The organism is Advenella alkanexedens, from assembly GCF_019132845.1.
In the GTDB taxonomy this organism is placed as follows: Bacteria; Pseudomonadota; Gammaproteobacteria; order Burkholderiales; family Burkholderiaceae_B; genus Advenella; species Advenella alkanexedens.
On record NZ_JAHSPR010000004.1, the window covers coordinates 138,550 to 157,395 of the forward strand.

The 18,846-nt window shown below is 49.9% G+C and carries 13 protein-coding genes; 1 reads left to right on the top strand and 12 read right to left on the bottom strand.

The features are described 5' to 3' along the window. Window positions 1–81: 81 nt before the first annotated feature. From KU392_RS06810 to KU392_RS06865, 12 genes are all read right to left on the bottom strand, one after another. The gene (locus KU392_RS06810) at window positions 82–1,890 is read right to left on the bottom strand and encodes an ABCB family ABC transporter ATP-binding protein/permease (RefSeq protein ID WP_217734940.1); all 1,809 of its coding nucleotides are present in this window, start codon (window positions 1,888–1,890) and stop codon (window positions 82–84) included. Then, the gene (locus KU392_RS06815; RefSeq protein ID WP_169295130.1) at window positions 1,844–2,836 is read right to left on the bottom strand and encodes an oligopeptide/dipeptide ABC transporter ATP-binding protein; all 993 of its coding nucleotides are present in this window, start codon (window positions 2,834–2,836) and stop codon (window positions 1,844–1,846) included. Before KU392_RS06815 ends, KU392_RS06810 begins: the two co-directional genes overlap by 47 nt. Beyond that, window positions 2,826–3,845, bottom strand: a complete 1,020-nt coding sequence (locus KU392_RS06820) for an ABC transporter ATP-binding protein (RefSeq protein ID WP_169295131.1) — start codon at window positions 3,843–3,845, stop codon at window positions 2,826–2,828. Before KU392_RS06820 ends, KU392_RS06815 begins: the two co-directional genes overlap by 11 nt. Continuing rightward, window positions 3,845–4,711 (bottom strand): D,D-dipeptide ABC transporter permease, encoded by an 867-nt coding sequence (gene ddpC / locus KU392_RS06825; protein ID WP_169295132.1) that lies wholly within the window; start codon window positions 4,709–4,711, stop codon window positions 3,845–3,847. The genes KU392_RS06820 and ddpC overlap by 1 nt, the downstream gene beginning before the upstream one ends. Beyond that, window positions 4,711–5,727 (bottom strand): ABC transporter permease, encoded by a 1,017-nt coding sequence (locus KU392_RS06830; RefSeq protein WP_169295133.1) that lies wholly within the window; start codon window positions 5,725–5,727, stop codon window positions 4,711–4,713. Before KU392_RS06830 ends, ddpC begins: the two co-directional genes overlap by 1 nt. Before the next feature lie 71 nt (window positions 5,728–5,798). Continuing rightward, on the bottom strand, window positions 5,799–7,346 hold the full coding sequence (locus KU392_RS06835) for an ABC transporter substrate-binding protein (RefSeq protein ID WP_169295134.1): 1,548 nt from the start codon (window positions 7,344–7,346) through the stop codon (window positions 5,799–5,801). Between the two features lie 129 nt (window positions 7,347–7,475). After that, the gene (ddpX, locus tag KU392_RS06840; RefSeq protein WP_169295135.1) at window positions 7,476–8,027 is read right to left on the bottom strand and encodes a D-alanyl-D-alanine dipeptidase; all 552 of its coding nucleotides are present in this window, start codon (window positions 8,025–8,027) and stop codon (window positions 7,476–7,478) included. A 12-nt stretch (window positions 8,028–8,039) separates the two neighbouring features. Further along, window positions 8,040–9,404: a tryptophan--tRNA ligase gene (locus KU392_RS06845; RefSeq protein ID WP_217734941.1), complete on the bottom strand. Its 1,365-nt coding sequence runs from the start codon at window positions 9,402–9,404 to the stop codon at window positions 8,040–8,042. A gap of 17 nt (window positions 9,405–9,421) precedes the next feature. Beyond that, window positions 9,422–10,513, bottom strand: coding sequence for a cell division protein ZapE (zapE, locus tag KU392_RS06850; RefSeq protein WP_169295137.1), 1,092 nt, complete (start codon window positions 10,511–10,513; stop codon window positions 9,422–9,424). Between the two features lie 129 nt (window positions 10,514–10,642). Next, window positions 10,643–12,073, bottom strand: coding sequence for a dihydrolipoyl dehydrogenase (lpdA, locus tag KU392_RS06855; protein ID WP_169295138.1), 1,431 nt, complete (start codon window positions 12,071–12,073; stop codon window positions 10,643–10,645). 93 nt (window positions 12,074–12,166) lie between these two features. Next, window positions 12,167–13,369, bottom strand: coding sequence for a 2-oxoglutarate dehydrogenase complex dihydrolipoyllysine-residue succinyltransferase (gene odhB, locus KU392_RS06860; protein ID WP_169295139.1), 1,203 nt, complete (start codon window positions 13,367–13,369; stop codon window positions 12,167–12,169). Window positions 13,370–13,400: 31 nt separating this feature from the next. Beyond that, window positions 13,401–16,274 carry a 2-oxoglutarate dehydrogenase E1 component gene (locus KU392_RS06865; RefSeq protein ID WP_217734942.1) on the bottom strand — a complete coding sequence of 958 codons (2,874 nt, stop codon included), beginning with the start codon at window positions 16,272–16,274 and terminating at the stop codon, window positions 13,401–13,403. A 288-nt stretch (window positions 16,275–16,562) separates the two neighbouring features. Between KU392_RS06865 and KU392_RS06870 the strand changes: the two genes are divergently transcribed. After that, window positions 16,563–18,845 carry an NADP-dependent malic enzyme gene (locus KU392_RS06870; protein WP_169295141.1) on the top strand — a complete coding sequence of 761 codons (2,283 nt, stop codon included), beginning with the start codon at window positions 16,563–16,565 and terminating at the stop codon, window positions 18,843–18,845. Window position 18,846 lies beyond the last annotated feature (1 nt).

The following is an 18,846-nucleotide window of genomic DNA, read 5'->3' on the forward strand; positions in this document are numbered from 1 at the left end:
TAAAAGCTGCACAACAAAATGCCCCGAAGCGATTCGGGGCATTTTTACATATCAACGATCTGGACAGCTAAAGAATAAAAATCAGGATTCAGACGCTTCAACCACGTCAGATGCCTGAAACTGCATGGCCCACATACGGGCATAAATGGCATTTTTCTCCAGCAATTCGCTATGGGTGCCCTGCTCCATGATTCTGCCCTGATCCATCACGATAATCCGGTCGGCATCCACAATGGTGGAAAGCCGGTGGGCAATAATCAGGGTGGTGCGGTTTTTGGCAATCTGGAACAGTTCATCCTGAATCTTGCGCTCGGTTCGGGTATCCAGGGCACTGGTGGCCTCATCCAGCACCAGAATGGGCGGATCTTTCAAAATGGTGCGGGCAATGGCCACCCTTTGCTTTTCACCTCCCGACAGTTTCAGGCCCCGCTCACCCACCTGTGACTCATACCCGTCGGGCAGGCTGGTCACGAACTGGTGAATACTGGCCGATTTGGCGGCTTCGATGACCTCATCATGCGTGGCCGAGGGACGGCCGTAGGCAATATTGTAATAGATGGTATTGTTGAACAGCACCGTATCCTGAGGCACAATACCAATGTGCTGACGCAGACTTAATTGAGTGTAAGAACGGATATCCCTGCCATTGATCAGGATGCTTCCCGAACTGACATCATAAAAACGGAATAGCAAGCGAGACAGGGTGGACTTGCCCGCTCCTGACGTTCCCACCACGGCAACCGTTTCACCCGCCCCTATCTTGAAAGAGACATGATGCAATATCTGCCGTTCGCTTTCATAAGAAAAACACACATCCCGGAATTCAATCTCGGCATGACGGGTGTTCAATTCGATGGCACCGGGATCATCCTTGATTTCCTGCTGCTCGTCCATCAGACCGAACATGCGCTCCATATCAGACAATGAGTTCTTGATTTCACGGTAAATAAAACCCAAAAAATTCAGGGGGGCATACAGTTGCGTCAGGTAAGCTGAGACCAGCACCACATCACCCACCGTCATGCTGCCCTGTACCACCCGGTCGGCCGACATCCACAGCAAAATGGTAATCCCAAGGGTAATAATGACACCCTGGCCCGCATTCAGGAAATTCAGTGAAATCTGGTTCTTGACTGACGAATCCACCCACTTGCCCAGATTCTCGTCATAACGATTGATTTCATAGGCTTCATTATTGAAATACTTAACGGTTTCATAGTTGATGAGAGCATCAATCGCCTGCGTATTGGCCATGCTGTCCAGACTGTTCATGCGCCGGCGCATGACCATGCGTTTTTCAGTCACGGTAAAGGTAAACAGGATATAGGCAACAATGGTAAGCATCGTTACCCCCGCAAACCAGACATCGTAGCGCCACAGCAAAATACCCATTACCATCAATAACTCAAGCAGGGTGGGCAAAATATTGAACAGGGTAAAATTCAGGACAAAACCAATCCCCTTGGTACCCCGATCTATATCCCTGCTTAATCCACCCGTTTGACGCAGCAGATGGAACCGCATGGACAAGCCAAAAAGGTGTTCAAAAATGCGTTTGGCAATTTTCCTGATGGAACCCTGCGTTACTTTGGCAAACAGGGCATCCCTGAGCTCACCGAACAGACTGCTGGAAACGCGCGCCAAACCGTAGGCCAGCAAAGCGGCCACCGGCAAAACCAATGCATTGGTCGGCATGCTCAGCTGATCGACAATATCTTTCAGGAAAATAGGTAAGATCACGCTGGCCACTTTGGCCAACACCAGACACAATAGCGCAAGGCCTACGCGCCACTTGAATTGCCACACATACGGCAACAGGGATAATATAACGCCAAAATTTAATTTATTGGATGCCGCTTTCTGTGGATTCTGCTCTGATTGAATTCTCATATATATTCTTGTAACAACGGACCCATCTTATTGCCTGCTCCGCCCCAAGGCAACGCAAAGGCTGGGCAAGATGACAACCCTCTTCATCCCTGTAATGACAACGGTCATAAAAAAAACAACCACTGGGCAAATGACGGTTACCCGGCAATTCGGGCAAGTCTATTGACCCTGTCATGGTTTGGCTGCCGGCCATATCGGGGACGGCATCCAGCAAAAGTTCGGTATAGGGATGCGCCGGTTTTTGCAATACTTCAGACGTGGGACCCAACTCGACAATTTGCCCCAGATACATCACGGCAATCCTTTTGCTCATATGTTTTATGACTGAAACATTATGGGAAATCAGGATATAGCTTAAATTCCTGGCTTTTTGCAAATCATTCAGCAAATTCAGAATTTGTGCCTGAACCGAAATGTCCAGTGCCGAAGTGGGCTCATCCAGCACAATAATATCAGGATTTGGGGCAAGCGCGCGTGCAATGGCAATGCGCTGACGCTGTCCCCCCGAAAACTCATGTGGATAACGATCCATATATTCTTCACGCAAGCCCACCTGAACCGCCAGATCAGCCGCTATTTGACGCAATTGTGCACGTGAATGTCCCCCTTGAATATGGATGGGCTCGGTAATCACCTTCCAGACAGGCAAACGAGGATCCAGTGAAGACTGTGGGTCCTGGAATACAATCTGGATGTTGGGTTTGCCGCTGCCAGTATGCCAGGTAACCGTACCACGGGTAGGCGGCAGCAGCCCCATCAGAACCTGGGCAAGCGTACTTTTGCCACATCCCGACTCACCCACGATCCCCAGGGTTTCACCGGCATTAGCCTGCAAATTTATGCCGTTCAGGACATGCGCGGTTGACTTGACGTGTCCCAGCCAGTTTTTTTTCACAGGAAAATGAACCTGAATATCGTTCAGGGAAACAAGACAGTTATCGGGCATTTCGTTCATCCTCTTGCTGCACAATCCAGCAGGCCACTTTATGAGACGGGTCTGACGTCAAAGGCAATAAATCAGGTACCTTGCTGCAAATGTCTGCCTTGCGTTCACAACGGTTCATGAATGAGCAACAAACGGGCAACTGCGCCAGGTCGGGCACCTGCCCACCAATCGTTTTCAAAGGCGTACCCGGTTTTACATTTTCCGGCAAACCAGCCAGCAAGCCTTGCGTATAAGGGTGTCGGGGCTGCTTCATGACATCACGGGTGAAACCGTCTTCCACCACCGCCCCGGCGTACATGACATAGACCCGCTCACAAAACTGAGAAACCACCGCCATATCATGCGTAATCAATAAAATAGCAGCGCCGGTTTTACGGGCCCGCTCACGAAGCAAAAGCAAAACCTGTTTTTGCACCGTCACATCCAGCGCTGTTGTCGGCTCATCGGCAATCAACAACTTCGGTTCACAGGAAAATGCCAGGGCAATCATGATACGCTGACGCATGCCACCCGACAGCTCAAAGGGATAACTGTCAAAAACCCGCTCGGGGTCGGCAATATACATGTCCCGCAGCAAAGCCAGGGTTTTTTCTTTCGCCTTGGCCCGGCTGATGGATTGATGCTGCAAAATCACATTAATGATTTGCTTGCCCACTTTCATGACCGGGTTCAGGGCCGTCATGGGCTCCTGAAAAATCATCGAGACCTCACTACCCCGGATATCCCGCATTTGTTTTTCACTCAGTTTCAGAACATCCCTGCCCGACTGATGGATGCTGCCACTCGTGACCCGGTAACTGTCAGAAGGAATCAAGCGCATTCCCATCATGGCACACACCGATTTTCCCGAACCTGACTCTCCGACCAGACCCACAATCTCACCGGCAGCCACCCGCAGGTTAACCCCATTCAGGGCTTTGACCGCCCCTTTGTAAATGGGAAACTCAACACGCAAGTCTTCCACACTAAGCACCCATTCATTGACCTGGCCAGCTTGATTGTCTTGCATTACTTCACCTTCTGTTTGGGGTCCAGCATATCGCGCACCCCATCACCCAACAAGTTAAAGCCAATTGCCGTGATTAAGATGGCCAGACCGGGAAAAGTGGAGTACCACCACTGGTCAATCAGAAAATTACGGCCGGCGGAAACCATGGCCCCCCACTCGGCTGTGGGCTGTTGTGCTCCCAAACCGATGAACCCCAATGCCGCGGCCATTAATATGGCATTGCCAATATCCAGGGTAGTTTGCACAATAATGGGGGGCAAGGCATTTCTAATCACGTGCCATTGCACAATATGATGACGACTGGCACCAAACGTCTGCGCGGCTTTGACATACACCATTTCGCGAATACCCAGTGTTTGCCCGCGTGCCAGCCGGACATAATAAGGAACGCGCACCAGGGTAATGGCCAGCATGGCATTGAACAGGCTGGGCCCCAATGCCGCGGCCAGCGCCATGGTCAAGACCAAAGACGGTACCGACAGCATCACATCCATGATGCGCATAATAGTGGTGTCAACCCATTTGCCAAAAATACCTGAAAAACAGCCAATAATGGTCCCGATGAAACTGGCCACAAAGGCCACGAACAAACCCACACCGATGGATTGTTGCCCACCATACAGAACCCGGCTGAAAATATCGCGTCCGACTTCATCAGTGCCAAACCAATGGGCCATTGAGGGTGGCTGCAATCGCGCCCGCAAATTGATGACATCAGGGTTGTAAGGCGCCAATACAGGGGCCAGCAAGGCCGCCAGGCACATGAAAATAATAATACCCAGCCCCACCATGGTCATGGGACTGCGTCGCAATTGATACCAGAAATAGGAACCCCGGTGTTTAAGACCTGCAACCATCGCCATCATTAACCCACCTCTTTAATACGTGGATCAATCAGTAAATACAGCAAATCCACCAACAGATTCAACAACACATACACAAAAGAAACCAGCACGGCAAAACCCATGACTGCCGGAAAGTCCAGTGCCTGAATGGAATTGACGACATACAACCCCATGCCAGGCCAACTGAACACGGTTTCAGTCAGCACGGCCCCATATAGCAGGTCCCCCAAGGCCAGGCCCAGCACAGTAACTGAAGGAATCAGGGCATTGGGCAGGGCATGCCTGAGAATGACCTGCCATTTGGGCAGACCGTAGGCTTTGGCGGTACGGATATAGTCTTCGCTTAACTGCTCCAGCATGGAGGAACGGATCTGCCGTGAGACCACGCCCAAGTGCACAAAACTTAAAGTAAGCGCGGGTAACACAAGATGCCAGAGTGCATTATAAAAAGTCCGCATTTCTCCGGCCAGCAGCGAATCCACCAGATAAAAACCGGTCACAAACGGCGGAACGGGCACGCCTTGGCTAAGCCGACCACCGGCAGGGAACCACGAAAGGTTGCCATAAAAAATAATGATCAGCCCCATGCCAAGCCAAAAAGCCGGCATGGAAATACCCATGACAGAAACGGTTCTGGTTATTTGGTCAATCCACTTGTTTTTGTAAACTGCCGACAGTACGCCAAGCGGCACACCTATTAGAATGGCCAGTATCAGGGAGACCACCGCCAGTTCCATGGTAGCGGGAAAAAACGCCAGTAAATCCTGCAACACGGGGCGCCCCGTACGGATGGAGGTACCCAGATCACCCTGCAACAAACCCTTCAGGTACAGCCAGTACTGCTCATACAGGGGAAGATTCAACCCCAGTTTTTCACGAATCGCATCAACCATGGCTTCGCTGGCTCGGTCACCGGCAATAAGACGGGCCGGATCACCGGGAATCAGGTGAGAAACGATAAAGGTAATAACCGAAACGCCCAATACCACAAAAACAAGACCTACCAGACGTTTGGCAATAATTTGAAAAACCGGCATACCTGTTGTCCATCGGCAAAAACGTCCGTTAAAAGGGCGTTTTTGCCTGTTAATGTTTATTGATAATCCGATTATTCCTTGTTGATATCTTGCACGTTATAAACGTCATCAAGCATGGGATTATACGCAAAACCTTTCACATTATCACGCAAACCGATTTCCTCACTTTTCTGGAACAGATAGGCATAGGCGAAATCGTCCAATACCATTTTCTGAGCCTGCTGGTACAATTTGGTGCGCTCTTCCTGATCACTGATTTCAGCTGCCTTGCGAATCAGCTTGTCGACTTCGGGATTTGAGTAGAAAGAACGGTTACCAGGCAAGCCGCCTTTTTCAGAATCGAACCAGTAATTCATGAACATGTACGGATCGGCAAAATCGGGACTCCAGTTACCAATGGCAATATCAAACTCTCCTTTACCCAGGCGATCACGCATCGTTGCATTGGCAAGTTTTTCAAGTTTGACATTCACTCCCAGGGCAGCCAGGTTAGCCTGGGTCGTCAGGGCAATGGGCTCCCAGTTGGCATCACGATTTGAATAGAGCAATATCAGATCCTGTTTGCCCAGATTTGCCTTGGCGAAACTGGCCTTGGCAGCATCAAGGTCCTGTTTGAAATCGGGGTTGGAATCATCATACGCCCACATGCCATCTGGAATGGGACCCTTGAGCTGTTTACCCTGATTATTCAGTACGCCCTCAACAATTCCTTCGTAATCAATCGCTTGCACAACGCCTTTACGGGCATCCAGGTTGGCCATCGGCCCGGTTTTATTGTTCAGGTACAGATAGGTAACCAACAAGGAGGGCACCTTCTCGAAATGAACACCGGGTTTGCCTTTCAAGGACTCAATCTGGTCAACCGGCAATTTGGCCACAATATCCAGATCGCCGTTTTGCAATTGCAGGCGCTGGGCCGATGCATCGGGAATGATTTTCAACAGAACCTTATCCAGTGCCGGTTTTTCACCACCATAGTGAGGATTCCGTTCAAGCTGGATGGCTTGGCCTTTCTCCCACTTTGTCATTTGGTAAGGACCTGAACCGGCCGTATTGCCCGCCAGGAAATTATCTGCCCCACCCTCGGCTTTTTCTACGGCCGGATTAATAATACCCGCCCCGTTATTGGCCAGAATGTAAAGGAAAGGCGCAAACGGTGTTTCAAGTTTGAACTCAACCGTTAGCGGATCTTTCACACTGGTTTGCATGGCAGGAAAAGGCTCGGAAGGCCCCTGTTTGATACGTAAAAGCCGATCAAAGGTATATTTGACCGCGTCAGCATTGACATCGCTGCCATCGGCAAACTTTTGCCCCGGTTTAAGTTTGAAAGTCCATGTCAGGTTATCATCGGAAGCGGTCCAGCTTTCGGCCAGATCGCCTTCCACCTCGGTAGAACCTTTTTTGTATTTAACCAGATGCTGATAACTGGGGTAAGTCACGGTCCAGTCGTTATTATCGATGGTCACAGCCGGATCAAGCGTTTGCGGATCGGCTGATTTGGCAATTACCAGCGTGTCTTTCGGTGTTGCCGCCATTGCACCCGGCATGGCTACTGAAAAACCAAGCGCCGAAGCAAAGACCGTAAGCAGTAATTTTCTGTAAATGCGATGTCCTGACATATGCGATTTCTCCCAATGAATATCGACCGGAACACAGGACATCTTATCAAAATAAATTTAATTCAGAAATAGTTGTTTACCCGATTGGTAAAAATAATTTCCTTTCGGAAAAAAAAGACAGAAAGACCCTCACACTTTTACAAGATCACTGTCAATCATGGGGTATGCACGGCTATTGGGCAGTTCATAATGCCACCACTCGGAAGGGATGGAGATAAACCCGGCATGTAGCATGATACCCAGCAGCAACAGGCGGTTTTTTTGTACTTCGGATGGCAAGTCCTTGCGGTCATGATGAGACAGTTCCCGCATATCGTCAAAGCCGGTTCCCATATCCAGCTCCTGCCCACTTTCGTTTAACAGCGTGACATCAACAGCGACACCGCGCGAGTGATTGGAGCCTTGTGACGGATCAGAAACATACCGGGCGTCTGATAGAACCGACCAAAAAATTTCCTGGGCCTTGCCAGGACGATAAGCATCAAAAACCTTAAGTGTCAGGCCAGCCTGTAACGCATAGCCAGCCGCCTTGCGCAAACAGGCTTCCGCATCGGGATGAAGGGCACAAACAGCTTCCTGGTAAACCACTTTACCAGCCAGATTATCGGGTGTGGCGTATACCAGGTCAATTACCACGCCATGATCTTGTTCCGTAATTATTGTCAATGCTGTTTGGCCCACGTCACATCCTCTTTATGCTTTCATTGATTCAATTGCTTCATTTAGAAGCTTGATATTAGCATCAAGTTCCGATGAACTGGAAGTGGGAAAACCATTGGCCACTACCTGCCCGTCAAGCTTGACCTCAAAACTGCCGCCCAGTTCGTTTTTCGTGATCAGCTCGAGAATGTTTGCAGTCTGCAGACGCTTGGTCACCAACCCGGCATCTTTCGGATTATCAAAAGGAATGGACAGCAGTAACTCCTGTCCGCTTGCCGCAATCAGGCGGAAACGAAAACGTCCGTTTTCATCGCGGAAGCTGACAAATCGGGCAACCTTGGTCGTTTTCTTCTGCTCTTTGGGCGTCGCTTTTACCGCCAAGGCATTGCGCAAGCCAACCGCCTGGCGAATTTCATTCATAAACGGCGTGGCTTCACGGCGCGCTTTTTGGGCGCCCTCCTGCAGGATTTCTTCAATCTGGTCAGGCCTGGACATGAGTTCGTTGTAACGCTCACGCATGGGTGCCAGCGTATTTTCTAGCAAATCACCCAGCGCCTGCTTGGCATCACCCCAGCCCATACCATCCAGTAGCTGCTGCCTGAAAGCCGCTACCTCTTCCTGGCCCGCAAAAGCACGGTAAATCGTGAATAAGTGGGACTCATCAGGATCTTTGGGCTCACCGGGCAGACGGGAGTCGGTCTGAATACGGGCAATAGCTGCTTTCAGCAACTTGCTGCCCCCCTCAAACAGGGGAATCGTGTTGTTATAGCTTTTGGACATTTTACGACCATCAAGCCCCGGCAGGGTTGCCACTTCTTCTTCGATGTGAACTTCAGGCAAAGTGAAATAATCGCGTCCTGCCCCATACTGATGATTAAAACGCTGGGCAATATCACGGGCCATTTCAAGGTGCTGAATCTGGTCACGACCAACCGGTACCTTATTGGCATTGAACATGAGAATATCGGCCGCCATCAGGATGGGGTATGAAAACAGACCCATATTGACGCCATCATCGGGCTCCACGTTCTTGGCCACATTCTGGTCTACCGAGGCTTTGTAGGCATGCGCACGATTCATTAAACCCTTGGGCGTCAGACAGGTGAGAATCCAGCTGAGCTCGGGTATCTCGGGAATATCCGACTGACGATAAAAAGTAACCTTGTCGGTATCAAGGCCGGCAGCCAGCCAGGTGGCGGCAATTTCCAGACGTGAACGTGCCACTCGCATGGGATCATCACATTTGATCAGGGCGTGATAGTCAGCCAGAAAAAAGAAGGCATCCACATTCTCTTCACGACTGGCATTAATGGCAGGCCGGATGGCCCCGGCATAATTGCCCAGATGTGGTGTTCCGGAGGTCGTGATCCCGGTTAGCACTCTTTTGTTTTTACTCATGAATTTTAATTCCCCATTTACAGACTGACCGATTCCCTTCGCTCAGACTCAAGATATTCTTTTGATTGCATTTCCATGATACGTGAAACCGTTCGATGGAACTCATTGGACAACGTGCCTTCGGTATATAACTCATCCGGCTCACATTCGGCAGACATGATGAGCTTGACCTTGTGGTCATATAAGACATCAATCAGCCAGGTAAAACGACGGGCTTCAGAGGCATGTTTGGGACGCATTCTGGGTACGTCAGATAAAATAATCGTATGAAAACGATTGGCCAGCTCAAGGTAATCATTTTGCGAACGAGGCCCGCCACACAAGGTGGCAAATGAAAACCACACCACAGACCCACCCACGGCTTCGGCACGGATTTCACGGTTCTCGATATGCAAGACCGGATCCTGAACAGCCGTATCCGAGAGCTGATCAAACGCCTGCTGCAATTCATGCCGGGTTTGTTCGGTCAGGGGGGTATGATACATTTTGACCTGTTCCAGCGTACGCAAACGGTAATCCACCCCAGTATCCACATTAAGCACATCCATCCGTTCCTGGATCAGCTTGATGGCCGGAAGGATGCGGTCACGGTGCAATCCGTCCGGATACAGGGTAGAAGGTTCGTAATTGGATGTCATCACAAATGAGGTGCCATACTCAAACAGTTTCAGCAACAGACGATACAGAATCATTGCATCGGCAATATCCGATACGTGAAACTCATCAAAACAGATCAAACGATATTTTTTTGCAATACGGCGCGCCACCTCATCAAGCGGATCCTGGGTACCCTTGATTTGCTGCAGTTGCAAATGCACGCCGCGCATGAACTCATGAAAATGAATCCGGGTTTTACGCTTTACCGGCACAGTCAGGTAAAAAGAATCCATGAGAAAACTTTTACCTCGCCCCACCCCACCCCACATGTAGACACCTTTGGGGATAGCCGGTCGGCTGAACAATTTTTTCAGCTTGTTCGAGCGCTGCTCCTTAAAGCCGATCCAATCATCATAATACTTCTGCAAGCGACGGATTGCCTGCTGCTGTGCCGCATCTGCCTTGTAGCCGCGTTCACCCAGCGCTTTTTCATAATACTGCAAAACATTCATGACGATAAATTCAAGTTTAAAAATTCATTATATTAAAAAGGCCTGCAGCCTGGCTGGCTGTTCAGGGAACACCAACCACGAGCCGCAGGCCTGCTATTTCAAGCAAAACTTAAAACAGTACCAACTTGATTAAAAGTTCAATGCACGTTTATCAACCGCAAGGGCTGCTTCTTTCATTGCTTCAGACAAAGTTGGGTGTGCATGGCAGATACGGGCAATGTCTTCAGCCGCACCTTTGAATTCCATGATCGTAACGGCTTCTGCAATCAGTTCTGACGCCATTGGGCCGATAATGTGAACGCCCAGGACTTCATCGCTCTTGGCATCGGCAATGATTTTCACAAAACCGGTCGTATCGCCCAATGCACGTGCACGACCATTGGCCAGGAAAGGGAAGCTGCCCACTTTGATTTCACGTTTTTCGGCCTTAAGCGCCTGCTCTGTTTTACCCACCCAGGCAATTTCAGGAGAGGTGTAAATAACAGAAGGAATCGTATCGAAGTTGACATGACCGTGCTGACCGGCAATACGCTCGGCAACCGCCACACCTTCTTCTTCTGCCTTGTGTGCCAGCATGGGGCCACGCACCACATCACCAACTGCCCATACGTTAGGCAAATTGGTTTTACAATCGGCATCAACCACAATGAAACCACGCTCATCCAGTTGCAGGCCAACGGCCTCTGCATTCAAACCGGTGGTGTAAGGAACACGACCGATAGATACGATCAGCTTGTCAACCACCAGGGACTGCTCCTCACCTTTGGCGGTGGTGTAAGGAATGGTAATTGCTTTCTCGGTTTGTTTGATTTCACCAATTTTCACGCCAGTTTCAATAACCAGGCCTTGTTTGGTGAAGGCTTTTTGCGCTTCTTTGGCAACTTGGGCATCGGCCACTGCCAGGAAATCAGGAGCGGCTTCAAGCACCACAACTTCGGCACCCAGACGACGCCATACGCTACCCAGTTCAAGACCAATTACACCCGCACCGATCACACCCAGTTTTTTAGGGACGGCAGGAATGCTTAAGGCTCCATCGTTGGACAGAACCTGTTTTTCGTCGAAAGCCAGGCCAGGCAAGGCACGGGGTTGTGAACCGGTTGCCACAATAACGTGTGAAGCGGTAATGGTTTCTTCTTTTTTACCACTGATTTTAATGTTGTAGCTGCCATCAGCCGCTTTACCGGCAAATTCGCCTTTGCCAGAAAAGAAAGTGACTTTGTTCTTTTTGAACAGGAACTGGATACCGTCATTGTTTTGCTTGACAACGGTATCTTTGCGACCGATCAGCGTGTCGAGTTTGAGTTTGACACTACCCACTTCAATACCGTGCTCGGCAAAGTGATGATTGGCCTGCTCGAAGTGTTCGGATGATTGCAACAGGGCTTTGGAAGGAATACAACCCACGTTGGTACATGTACCACCGGGTTTTGGATTACCGGCTTCGTCAGTCCAGGCATCGATACATGCCACTTTTTTGCCCAACTGCGCAGCACGGATAGCGGCAATATACCCACCAGGTCCGGCACCAATAACAACCACATCAAATTGAGTAGACATAATAATTCTCTTTAATTTAATTCATTCGCATGCACAATGGGTGCATATAAAGAACCACGCCCCGTAAGGGGGCGTGTGTAGACCATGTATTGATTACAGATCAAGCAACAGGCGTTGTGGATCTTCCAGCGCTTCTTTCATGGCAACCAGACCAAGTACGGCTTCGCGACCATCGATAATGCGGTGATCATAAGACATGGCAAAGAAGTTGATTGGGCGAATAACAACTTGACCGTTCTCGACAACAGCACGATCTTTCGTGGCGTGAATACCCAAAATGGCTGATTGTGGTGGGTTGATGATAGGTGTGGACAGCATGGAACCGAAAGTACCACCGTTGGAGATGGAGAAGGTACCACCTGTCAATTCGTCAAGCGTAAGCTTGCCATCACGTGCCTTGGCACCGAACTCGGCAATTTTTTTCTCGATGTCGGCAATAGACATTTGATCGGCATTGCGCAGGATAGGCACAACCAGGCCACGTGGGCTGCCAACCGCGATACCAATATCAAAGTAACCGTGGTAAACAATATCCTTGCCATCTACAGAAGCATTCAGGATGGGGTATTTTTTCAGGGCGGCAACAGCTGCCTTGACAAAGAAAGACATGAATCCCAGTTTGATACCGTGCTCTTTCTCGAATTTTTCTTTGTATTTGTTACGCAGATCAATAACCGCTTTCATGTTGACTTCGTTGAAAGTGGTCAGGATTGCATTTTCAGACTGGGACTGCAGCAGACGCTCAGCAACGCGGGCACGCAGACGTGTCATTGGCACGCGTTGTTCTGGACGACCGTCCAGGGAAACAGACAGCGGCGCAGCAGGCGCAGCCACTGATTTGGCAGGTGCAGAAGCAGCCACAGCATCAGCTTTGGTGACACGACCGTCACGACCGGAGCCAGCCACATCAGCAGCGCTGATGCCTTTTTCTGACAGGATTTTGCTGGCGGCAGGTGAAGCCACACCACTTACTGTTTTGCTTTCTGCCGCGGCAGGCGCAGCAACAGCCGGAGCAGCTTCAGCGGCTGCAGGAGCAGCTGCCACACCTACCGTTGCCTCGGTGTCAATTTTAGCCAGCAACTGTTCTGCAGTCACGGTGCTGCCATCGCCTTCTACAATTTCAACAATCACGCCTGATGCCGGTGCTGGCACTTCAAGAACCACTTTATCTGTTTCAACTTCGATCAGGGTTTCGTCTTGGGTAACCGCTTCACCTACTTTCTTTTTCCATTCGAGCAGGGTCGCTTCAGAAATTGATTCTGATAATTGGGGAACGATAACGTCAATAATAGCCATTTTTTTTAATCCGTAAAATATGTTAGTCCAATTACTTGGTTAGGATAAAACCTTTTAATTTCGGCGCAAATGCCTGTTCAATAAGCGCTTTTTGCTGCTCTACGTGTTTAGCCATGTAGCCAACCGCTGGAGAAGAAGAAGCATTGCGGCCTGCATAAGACAGTTTCTGACCGGCAGTCATGTTCTCATACAGATGATGCTGAATATAGAACCATGGTCCTTGGTTCTGAGGTTCATCCTGAACCCAAACAACTTCTGTGGCATTAGGATATTTTTTTATTTCCGCTTCAAATGCCTTGTGGGCAAACGGATACAACTGCTCAACACGAATAATGGCCACATCATTGGCTTCGCGTTCAGTACGGGCATTAACCAGATCGTAATAAACCTTACCTGAACAAACCAGAATACGCTTGACTTGCTCTGCCTTGATTTCCGTGTTGACTTCAGGAATGACCGTCTGGAATTCACCAGAGGACAAATCAGTTAACGGAGAAGTTGCATCTTTGTTACGCAGCAGTGATTTTGGTGTAAAGATGACCAAAGGCTTGCGGAACTGACGAATCATCTGGCGACGCAACAAATGGAAAATCTGGGCAGCATTGGTAGGCTGAACCACTTGCATGTTGTTGTCGGCACACAGTTGCAGGAAGCGCTCGATACGGGCAGATGAGTGTTCTGGGCCCTGTCCTTCGTAACCGTGTGGCAGCATCATGGTCAGACCGCATTGACGGCCCCATTTTGCCTCACCGGAGGAAATGAACTGGTCAATGACAACCTGGGCACCGTTGACGAAGTCGCCAAACTGGGCTTCCCAGATAGTCAGTGTATTGGGTTCTGAACAGGCATAACCATATTCAAAGCCCAGCACCGCTTCTTCAGACAGCACAGAGTCGATAACGGTAAAGGGAGCCTGATTCTCGGTGACGTTCTGCAGGGGAATATATGTACCATCGTCCCAGCGCTCACGTTTTTGATCGTGCAATACCGCGTGACGGTGAGTAAATGTGCCACGACCTGAGTCCTGACCGGTAATACGCACGGCATAACCTGAAGCAACCAAAGTTGCAAATGCCAGGTGCTCACCCATACCCCAGTCGAGGTTTTGCTCGCCTTCAGCCATTTTGCGACGGTCGTTCAACAGTTTCTTGACCAGATTATGAGGTGTAAAGTTTTCTGGAATCGTGGTGATTTTTTCACCAATACGCTTGAGCTCTGCCAACGGAACGGCTGTATCGGCATGGTCTGTCCACTTGGCGCCCAGGAATGGGGTCCAGTCGATTGCGTATTTGTTTTTGTAGTCTGTCAATACAGGCTCAACGGTTTTCTGGCCGTCTTCCATTAACTGACGATACTCCTTGACCATTTGGTCGGGGCCGTCGGCATCAAGCACGCCTTGGGCAACCAGTTTGTCACCGTACAGTTTACGTGTACCGGGATGAACACTGATGCTTTTGTACATCAATGGCTGTGTCAATGCCGGGGTATCTTGCTCGTTATGACCCAGTTTGCGGAAGCAAATGATATCGATTACGACGTCATGACCGAACTCCATGCGATAGTCAACCGCCAGTTGGGAAACGAAAGCAACCGCTTCAGGATCATCACCGTTTACGTGGAAAACGGGCGCTTCAATCATTTTGACAACGTCTGTACAATACAGGGTTGAACGCACGTCGCGTGGATCAGAAGTGGTGAAGCCGATTTGGTTATTAATCACGATATGAATCGTGCCACCGGTGCCATAACCACGGGTTTGCGCAAGGTTAAGGGTTTCCATAACCACGCCCTGACCGGCAAACGCCGAGTCACCGTGCACCAGTACGGGCAGAACCTGCTGCTTGCCATTTTCACGGCGCTCTTGACGCGCACGTGCACTACCCTCTACGACCGGGTTGACAATTTCCAGGTGGGACGGGTTAAAGGCCAAAGACAGGTGAACCGGGCCGCTAGGGGTAGACAGGTCACTGGAGAAGCCGTTATGGTATTTCACGTCACCATCGGTCAGGCCTTCAGCATGCTTGCCTTCAAACTCGGCAAACAGGTCACCAGGCATTTTGCCCATGATATTGACCAGCATGTTAAGACGACCACGGTGAGCCATGCCTACTACGATTTCGTGCACGCCACGGGCGGCTGAGTGATTGACGATTTCATCCATGGAGGCGATAAAGCTTTCACCACCCTCAAGAGAGAATCGTTTTTGACCTACATACTTGGTATGCAGGAAACGCTCAAGACCTTCGGCTTCAGTCAGCTGCTGCAGAATACGTTTTTTCTGCTCTGCATTAAAATTGGGATTGCTTTGAATGGATTCCAGGCGTTCCTGGACCCAGCGCTTGGCGGCAGGATCGGACATATGCATGAATTCGGCACCAATGCTGCGGCAGTAAGTATCGCGCAGGGCATTGAGAATTTCACGCAGAGTCATGGTTGTTTTCTTGGTGAAGTAGGTATTCGTTGCAGAGTACACATCATCAAGGTCGGCTTCGGTCAGACCGTAAAAGGCTGGATCGAGCTCGCGGATTTCGGGGCGTTCACGACGTTTCAGGGGATCCAGGGTTGCCAGACGCACACCCAATGAACGGTAAGCAGCAATCAGAGACTGCACATGCAGTTGTTTGCTGGCCACTTCAAGGTTGGGAGGTGCAATTTGCTGAACGGCAAAAGCATTGGCTTTGGCACGCTGGGCAAATGAAGTAATGACAGAACTGTGATTTTGATCGCGGGTTCCCGTGGAGCCGTCGGTTGCGGGCAAATGCTGCAACTGATCAAAATAAGCACGCCATTCTTCTGGTGCTGAATCAGGATTGTCCAAGTAAGCTTCATAAAGCTCTTCGACATAGGTGGCATTGCTGCCAAATAAATAAGATGTGGATAATTTCTTTTCAATTTCCGTAGTCATAAACGCTTCACCGGTATGAGTGTTTCACCCTTTGGATGCAGGAATACCTTCCGCGTTACGGCTAGACCGAATAGCGGATAGCGGGGCAGAAGGCACGTACTAGCCTTAAAAGCCAATAACCTAAAAGTATACCCCCATTTAACAAGCTTTTCTCTATAAAGTTTTCAAAAACAAAAGATTATTAATGCTTACTGACTGGCAAATTGGTATATTTGTATAATTCGTTGCTTTATAAACACGATTAGTTTTAATTTATCAAACTAAAAATACAATAGGGTCTTCTCTACTATGAATCACGATTTCACTAAATTGGCACTGGACTATCACGCCCACCCTACTCCCGGCAAGATTTCAGTGACACCAACCAAGCCACTGGCCAACCAGGACGATCTTTCCCTGGCTTATTCTCCCGGTGTGGCTGCGGCCTGTATGGCCATCTTTAATGACGGTGACGAAGCGGCCTCCAAATACACGTCCCGCTCCAATCTGGTTGGCGTGATTACTAACGGTACGGCAGTACTTGGCCTGGGCAATATTGGCCCGCTTGCCGCCAAACCGGTCATGGAAGGAAAAGGATGCCTGTTCAAGAAGTTTGCCGGTGTGGATGTTTTTGACATCGAACTTGCCGAACACGACCCCGACAAACTGGTCGATATTATTGCCGCACTTGAGCCTACTTTGGGCGGGGTCAATCTGGAAGACATCAAAGCCCCCGAGTGTTTCTACATTGAGAAAAAATTGCGTGAGCGCATGCGCATCCCCGTGTTTCATGATGACCAGCACGGTACCGCCATCATTTCTTCAGCTGCTGTTCTGAATGGACTTAAAATTGTCAACAAGAATCCGGCAGACGTCAAACTGGTCTGCTCAGGCGCTGGTGCCGCTGCCATTGCCTGCCTCGACTTACTTGTCAAGGTCGGCATCAACAAAGAAAACATTTATGTTTGTGACTCCCGTGGCGTGATCTGGAAAGGACGCGATGAAAACATGGAAGAGAACAAGACTCGCTACGCCCAGGATACCGATGCGCGCACCCTGGCCGATGTCATTAAAAACGCCGATGTTTTCCTGGGTTGCTCCACTGCGGGTGTTCTTACCAAAGACATGGTCAAGTCCATGGGCAATCAACCCCTGATTCTGGCCCTTGCCAATCCCGACCCTGAAATTCTTCCCGAAGATGCCAAAGAAGCACGCCCCGACTGTATTATTGCCACCGGCCGTTCCGACTATCCCAACCAGGTCAACAACGTACTGTGCTTCCCATTCATTTTCCGCGGTGCGCTTGATGTTGGCGCCACCCGCATTACCGAAGAAATGAAACTGGCCTGCGTTACCGCCATTGCTGAATTGGCTCAAGCTGAACAAAATGATGAAGTCGCCTCGGTTTACCAGGATCAGGACCTGAATTTCGGCCCTGAATACATCATTCCCAAACCGTTTGACCCACGTCTTATTGTACAAATTGCACCCGCTATTGCACAGGCTGCCATGGACTCTGGCGTGGCCACACGCCCCATTGAGGACATGGATGCCTACCGCAGCCAGCTGATGAGTTTTATCTACCACTCCGGACAGTTGATGCGTCCTTTGTACAAACAGGCAAAATCAGCCCCCAAACGGGTTGTTTTCGCGGATGGCGAAGATGAGCGTGTCCTGCATGCCGCCCAAACCGTTATCGACGAAAAACTGGCTTACCCCATCCTGGTCGGCCGTCCTTCCGTCATCAACATGCGTATTGAAAAACTGGGCCTGCGCCTGATTAACGGGAAAAACATTGAGATTGTCAATCCGGAAGATGACGACCGTTTCAATGAAACCTGGCAAGCCTACTATAAACTGAAAGCACGGGATGGCGTTACTCCCAACATTGCCAAAGCCATGGTTCGCAAACACAATACGCTTATTGGTGTCATGCTTATGGAACGCGGTGATGCCGATGCCATGATTTGTGGCGTTTCAAGCAAGTTTGACAACCAGCTTAAATATGTCGAAGAGGTCATTGGCCTGAAACCCGGCGCCCAGACTTTTGCCGCCATGAACGTGCTCATGTTGCCTGATGAAACCCTGTTCATTTGCGATACACACGTTAATGAAAACCCAAGTGCCGAACAAATTGCCGACATTACCATTCAGGCTGCCGAAGAAATGATTCGCTTTGGCATCACACCCAAAATCGCGCTATTGTCCCACTCCAACTTTGGCAGCCGCCCAAGCGAATCATCCCGAAAAATGGCCCGCGCCCGTGAAATTATTGCCGAACGCGCACCATTACTGGAAGTGGACGGCGAAATGCATGCCGACTCTGCCCTGTCAGAAAAAATCCGGCTTAATGCTTTCCCCGACTCTACGCTCAAAGGACGTGCCAATCTGTTAATCATGCCAAACCTGGACACTGGCAATATTACCTATAACATGCTGAAAATGACGGGAAGCAATGGTATTGCGATGGGTCCTGTCCTGCTGGGCGCAGCAAAACCGGTACATATCCTTACCACCAGCGCAACCACACGCCGTATTGTCAATATGACCGCACTGGCCGTTGTTGACGCGCAGCAATCACAAGGAAACTAGG

Bases quoted from the DNA above. Each gene is read 5' to 3' on its own strand.
- KU392_RS06815 (WP_169295130.1), bottom strand. From the start codon at position 2,836: ATGCCCGATAACTGTCTTGTTTCCCTGAACGATATTCAGGTTCATTTT.
- odhB (WP_169295139.1), bottom strand. From the start codon at position 13,369: ATGGCTATTATTGACGTTATCGTTCCCCAATTATCAGAATCAATTTCT.
- KU392_RS06865 (WP_217734942.1), bottom strand. From the start codon at position 16,274: ATGACTACGGAAATTGAAAAGAAATTATCCACATCTTATTTATTTGGC.
- lpdA (WP_169295138.1), bottom strand. From the start codon at position 12,073: ATGTCTACTCAATTTGATGTGGTTGTTATTGGTGCCGGACCTGGTGGG.
- zapE (WP_169295137.1), bottom strand. From the start codon at position 10,513: ATGAATGTTTTGCAGTATTATGAAAAAGCGCTGGGTGAACGCGGCTAC.
- KU392_RS06830 (WP_169295133.1), bottom strand. From the start codon at position 5,727: ATGCCGGTTTTTCAAATTATTGCCAAACGTCTGGTAGGTCTTGTTTTT.
- KU392_RS06835 (WP_169295134.1), bottom strand. From the start codon at position 7,346: ATGTCAGGACATCGCATTTACAGAAAATTACTGCTTACGGTCTTTGCT.
- KU392_RS06870 (WP_169295141.1), top strand. From the start codon at position 16,563: ATGAATCACGATTTCACTAAATTGGCACTGGACTATCACGCCCACCCT.
- KU392_RS06810 (WP_217734940.1), bottom strand. From the start codon at position 1,890: ATGAGAATTCAATCAGAGCAGAATCCACAGAAAGCGGCATCCAATAAA.
- KU392_RS06820 (WP_169295131.1), bottom strand. From the start codon at position 3,845: ATGCAAGACAATCAAGCTGGCCAGGTCAATGAATGGGTGCTTAGTGTG.
- KU392_RS06845 (WP_217734941.1), bottom strand. From the start codon at position 9,404: ATGAGTAAAAACAAAAGAGTGCTAACCGGGATCACGACCTCCGGAACA.
- ddpC (WP_169295132.1), bottom strand. From the start codon at position 4,711: ATGATGGCGATGGTTGCAGGTCTTAAACACCGGGGTTCCTATTTCTGG.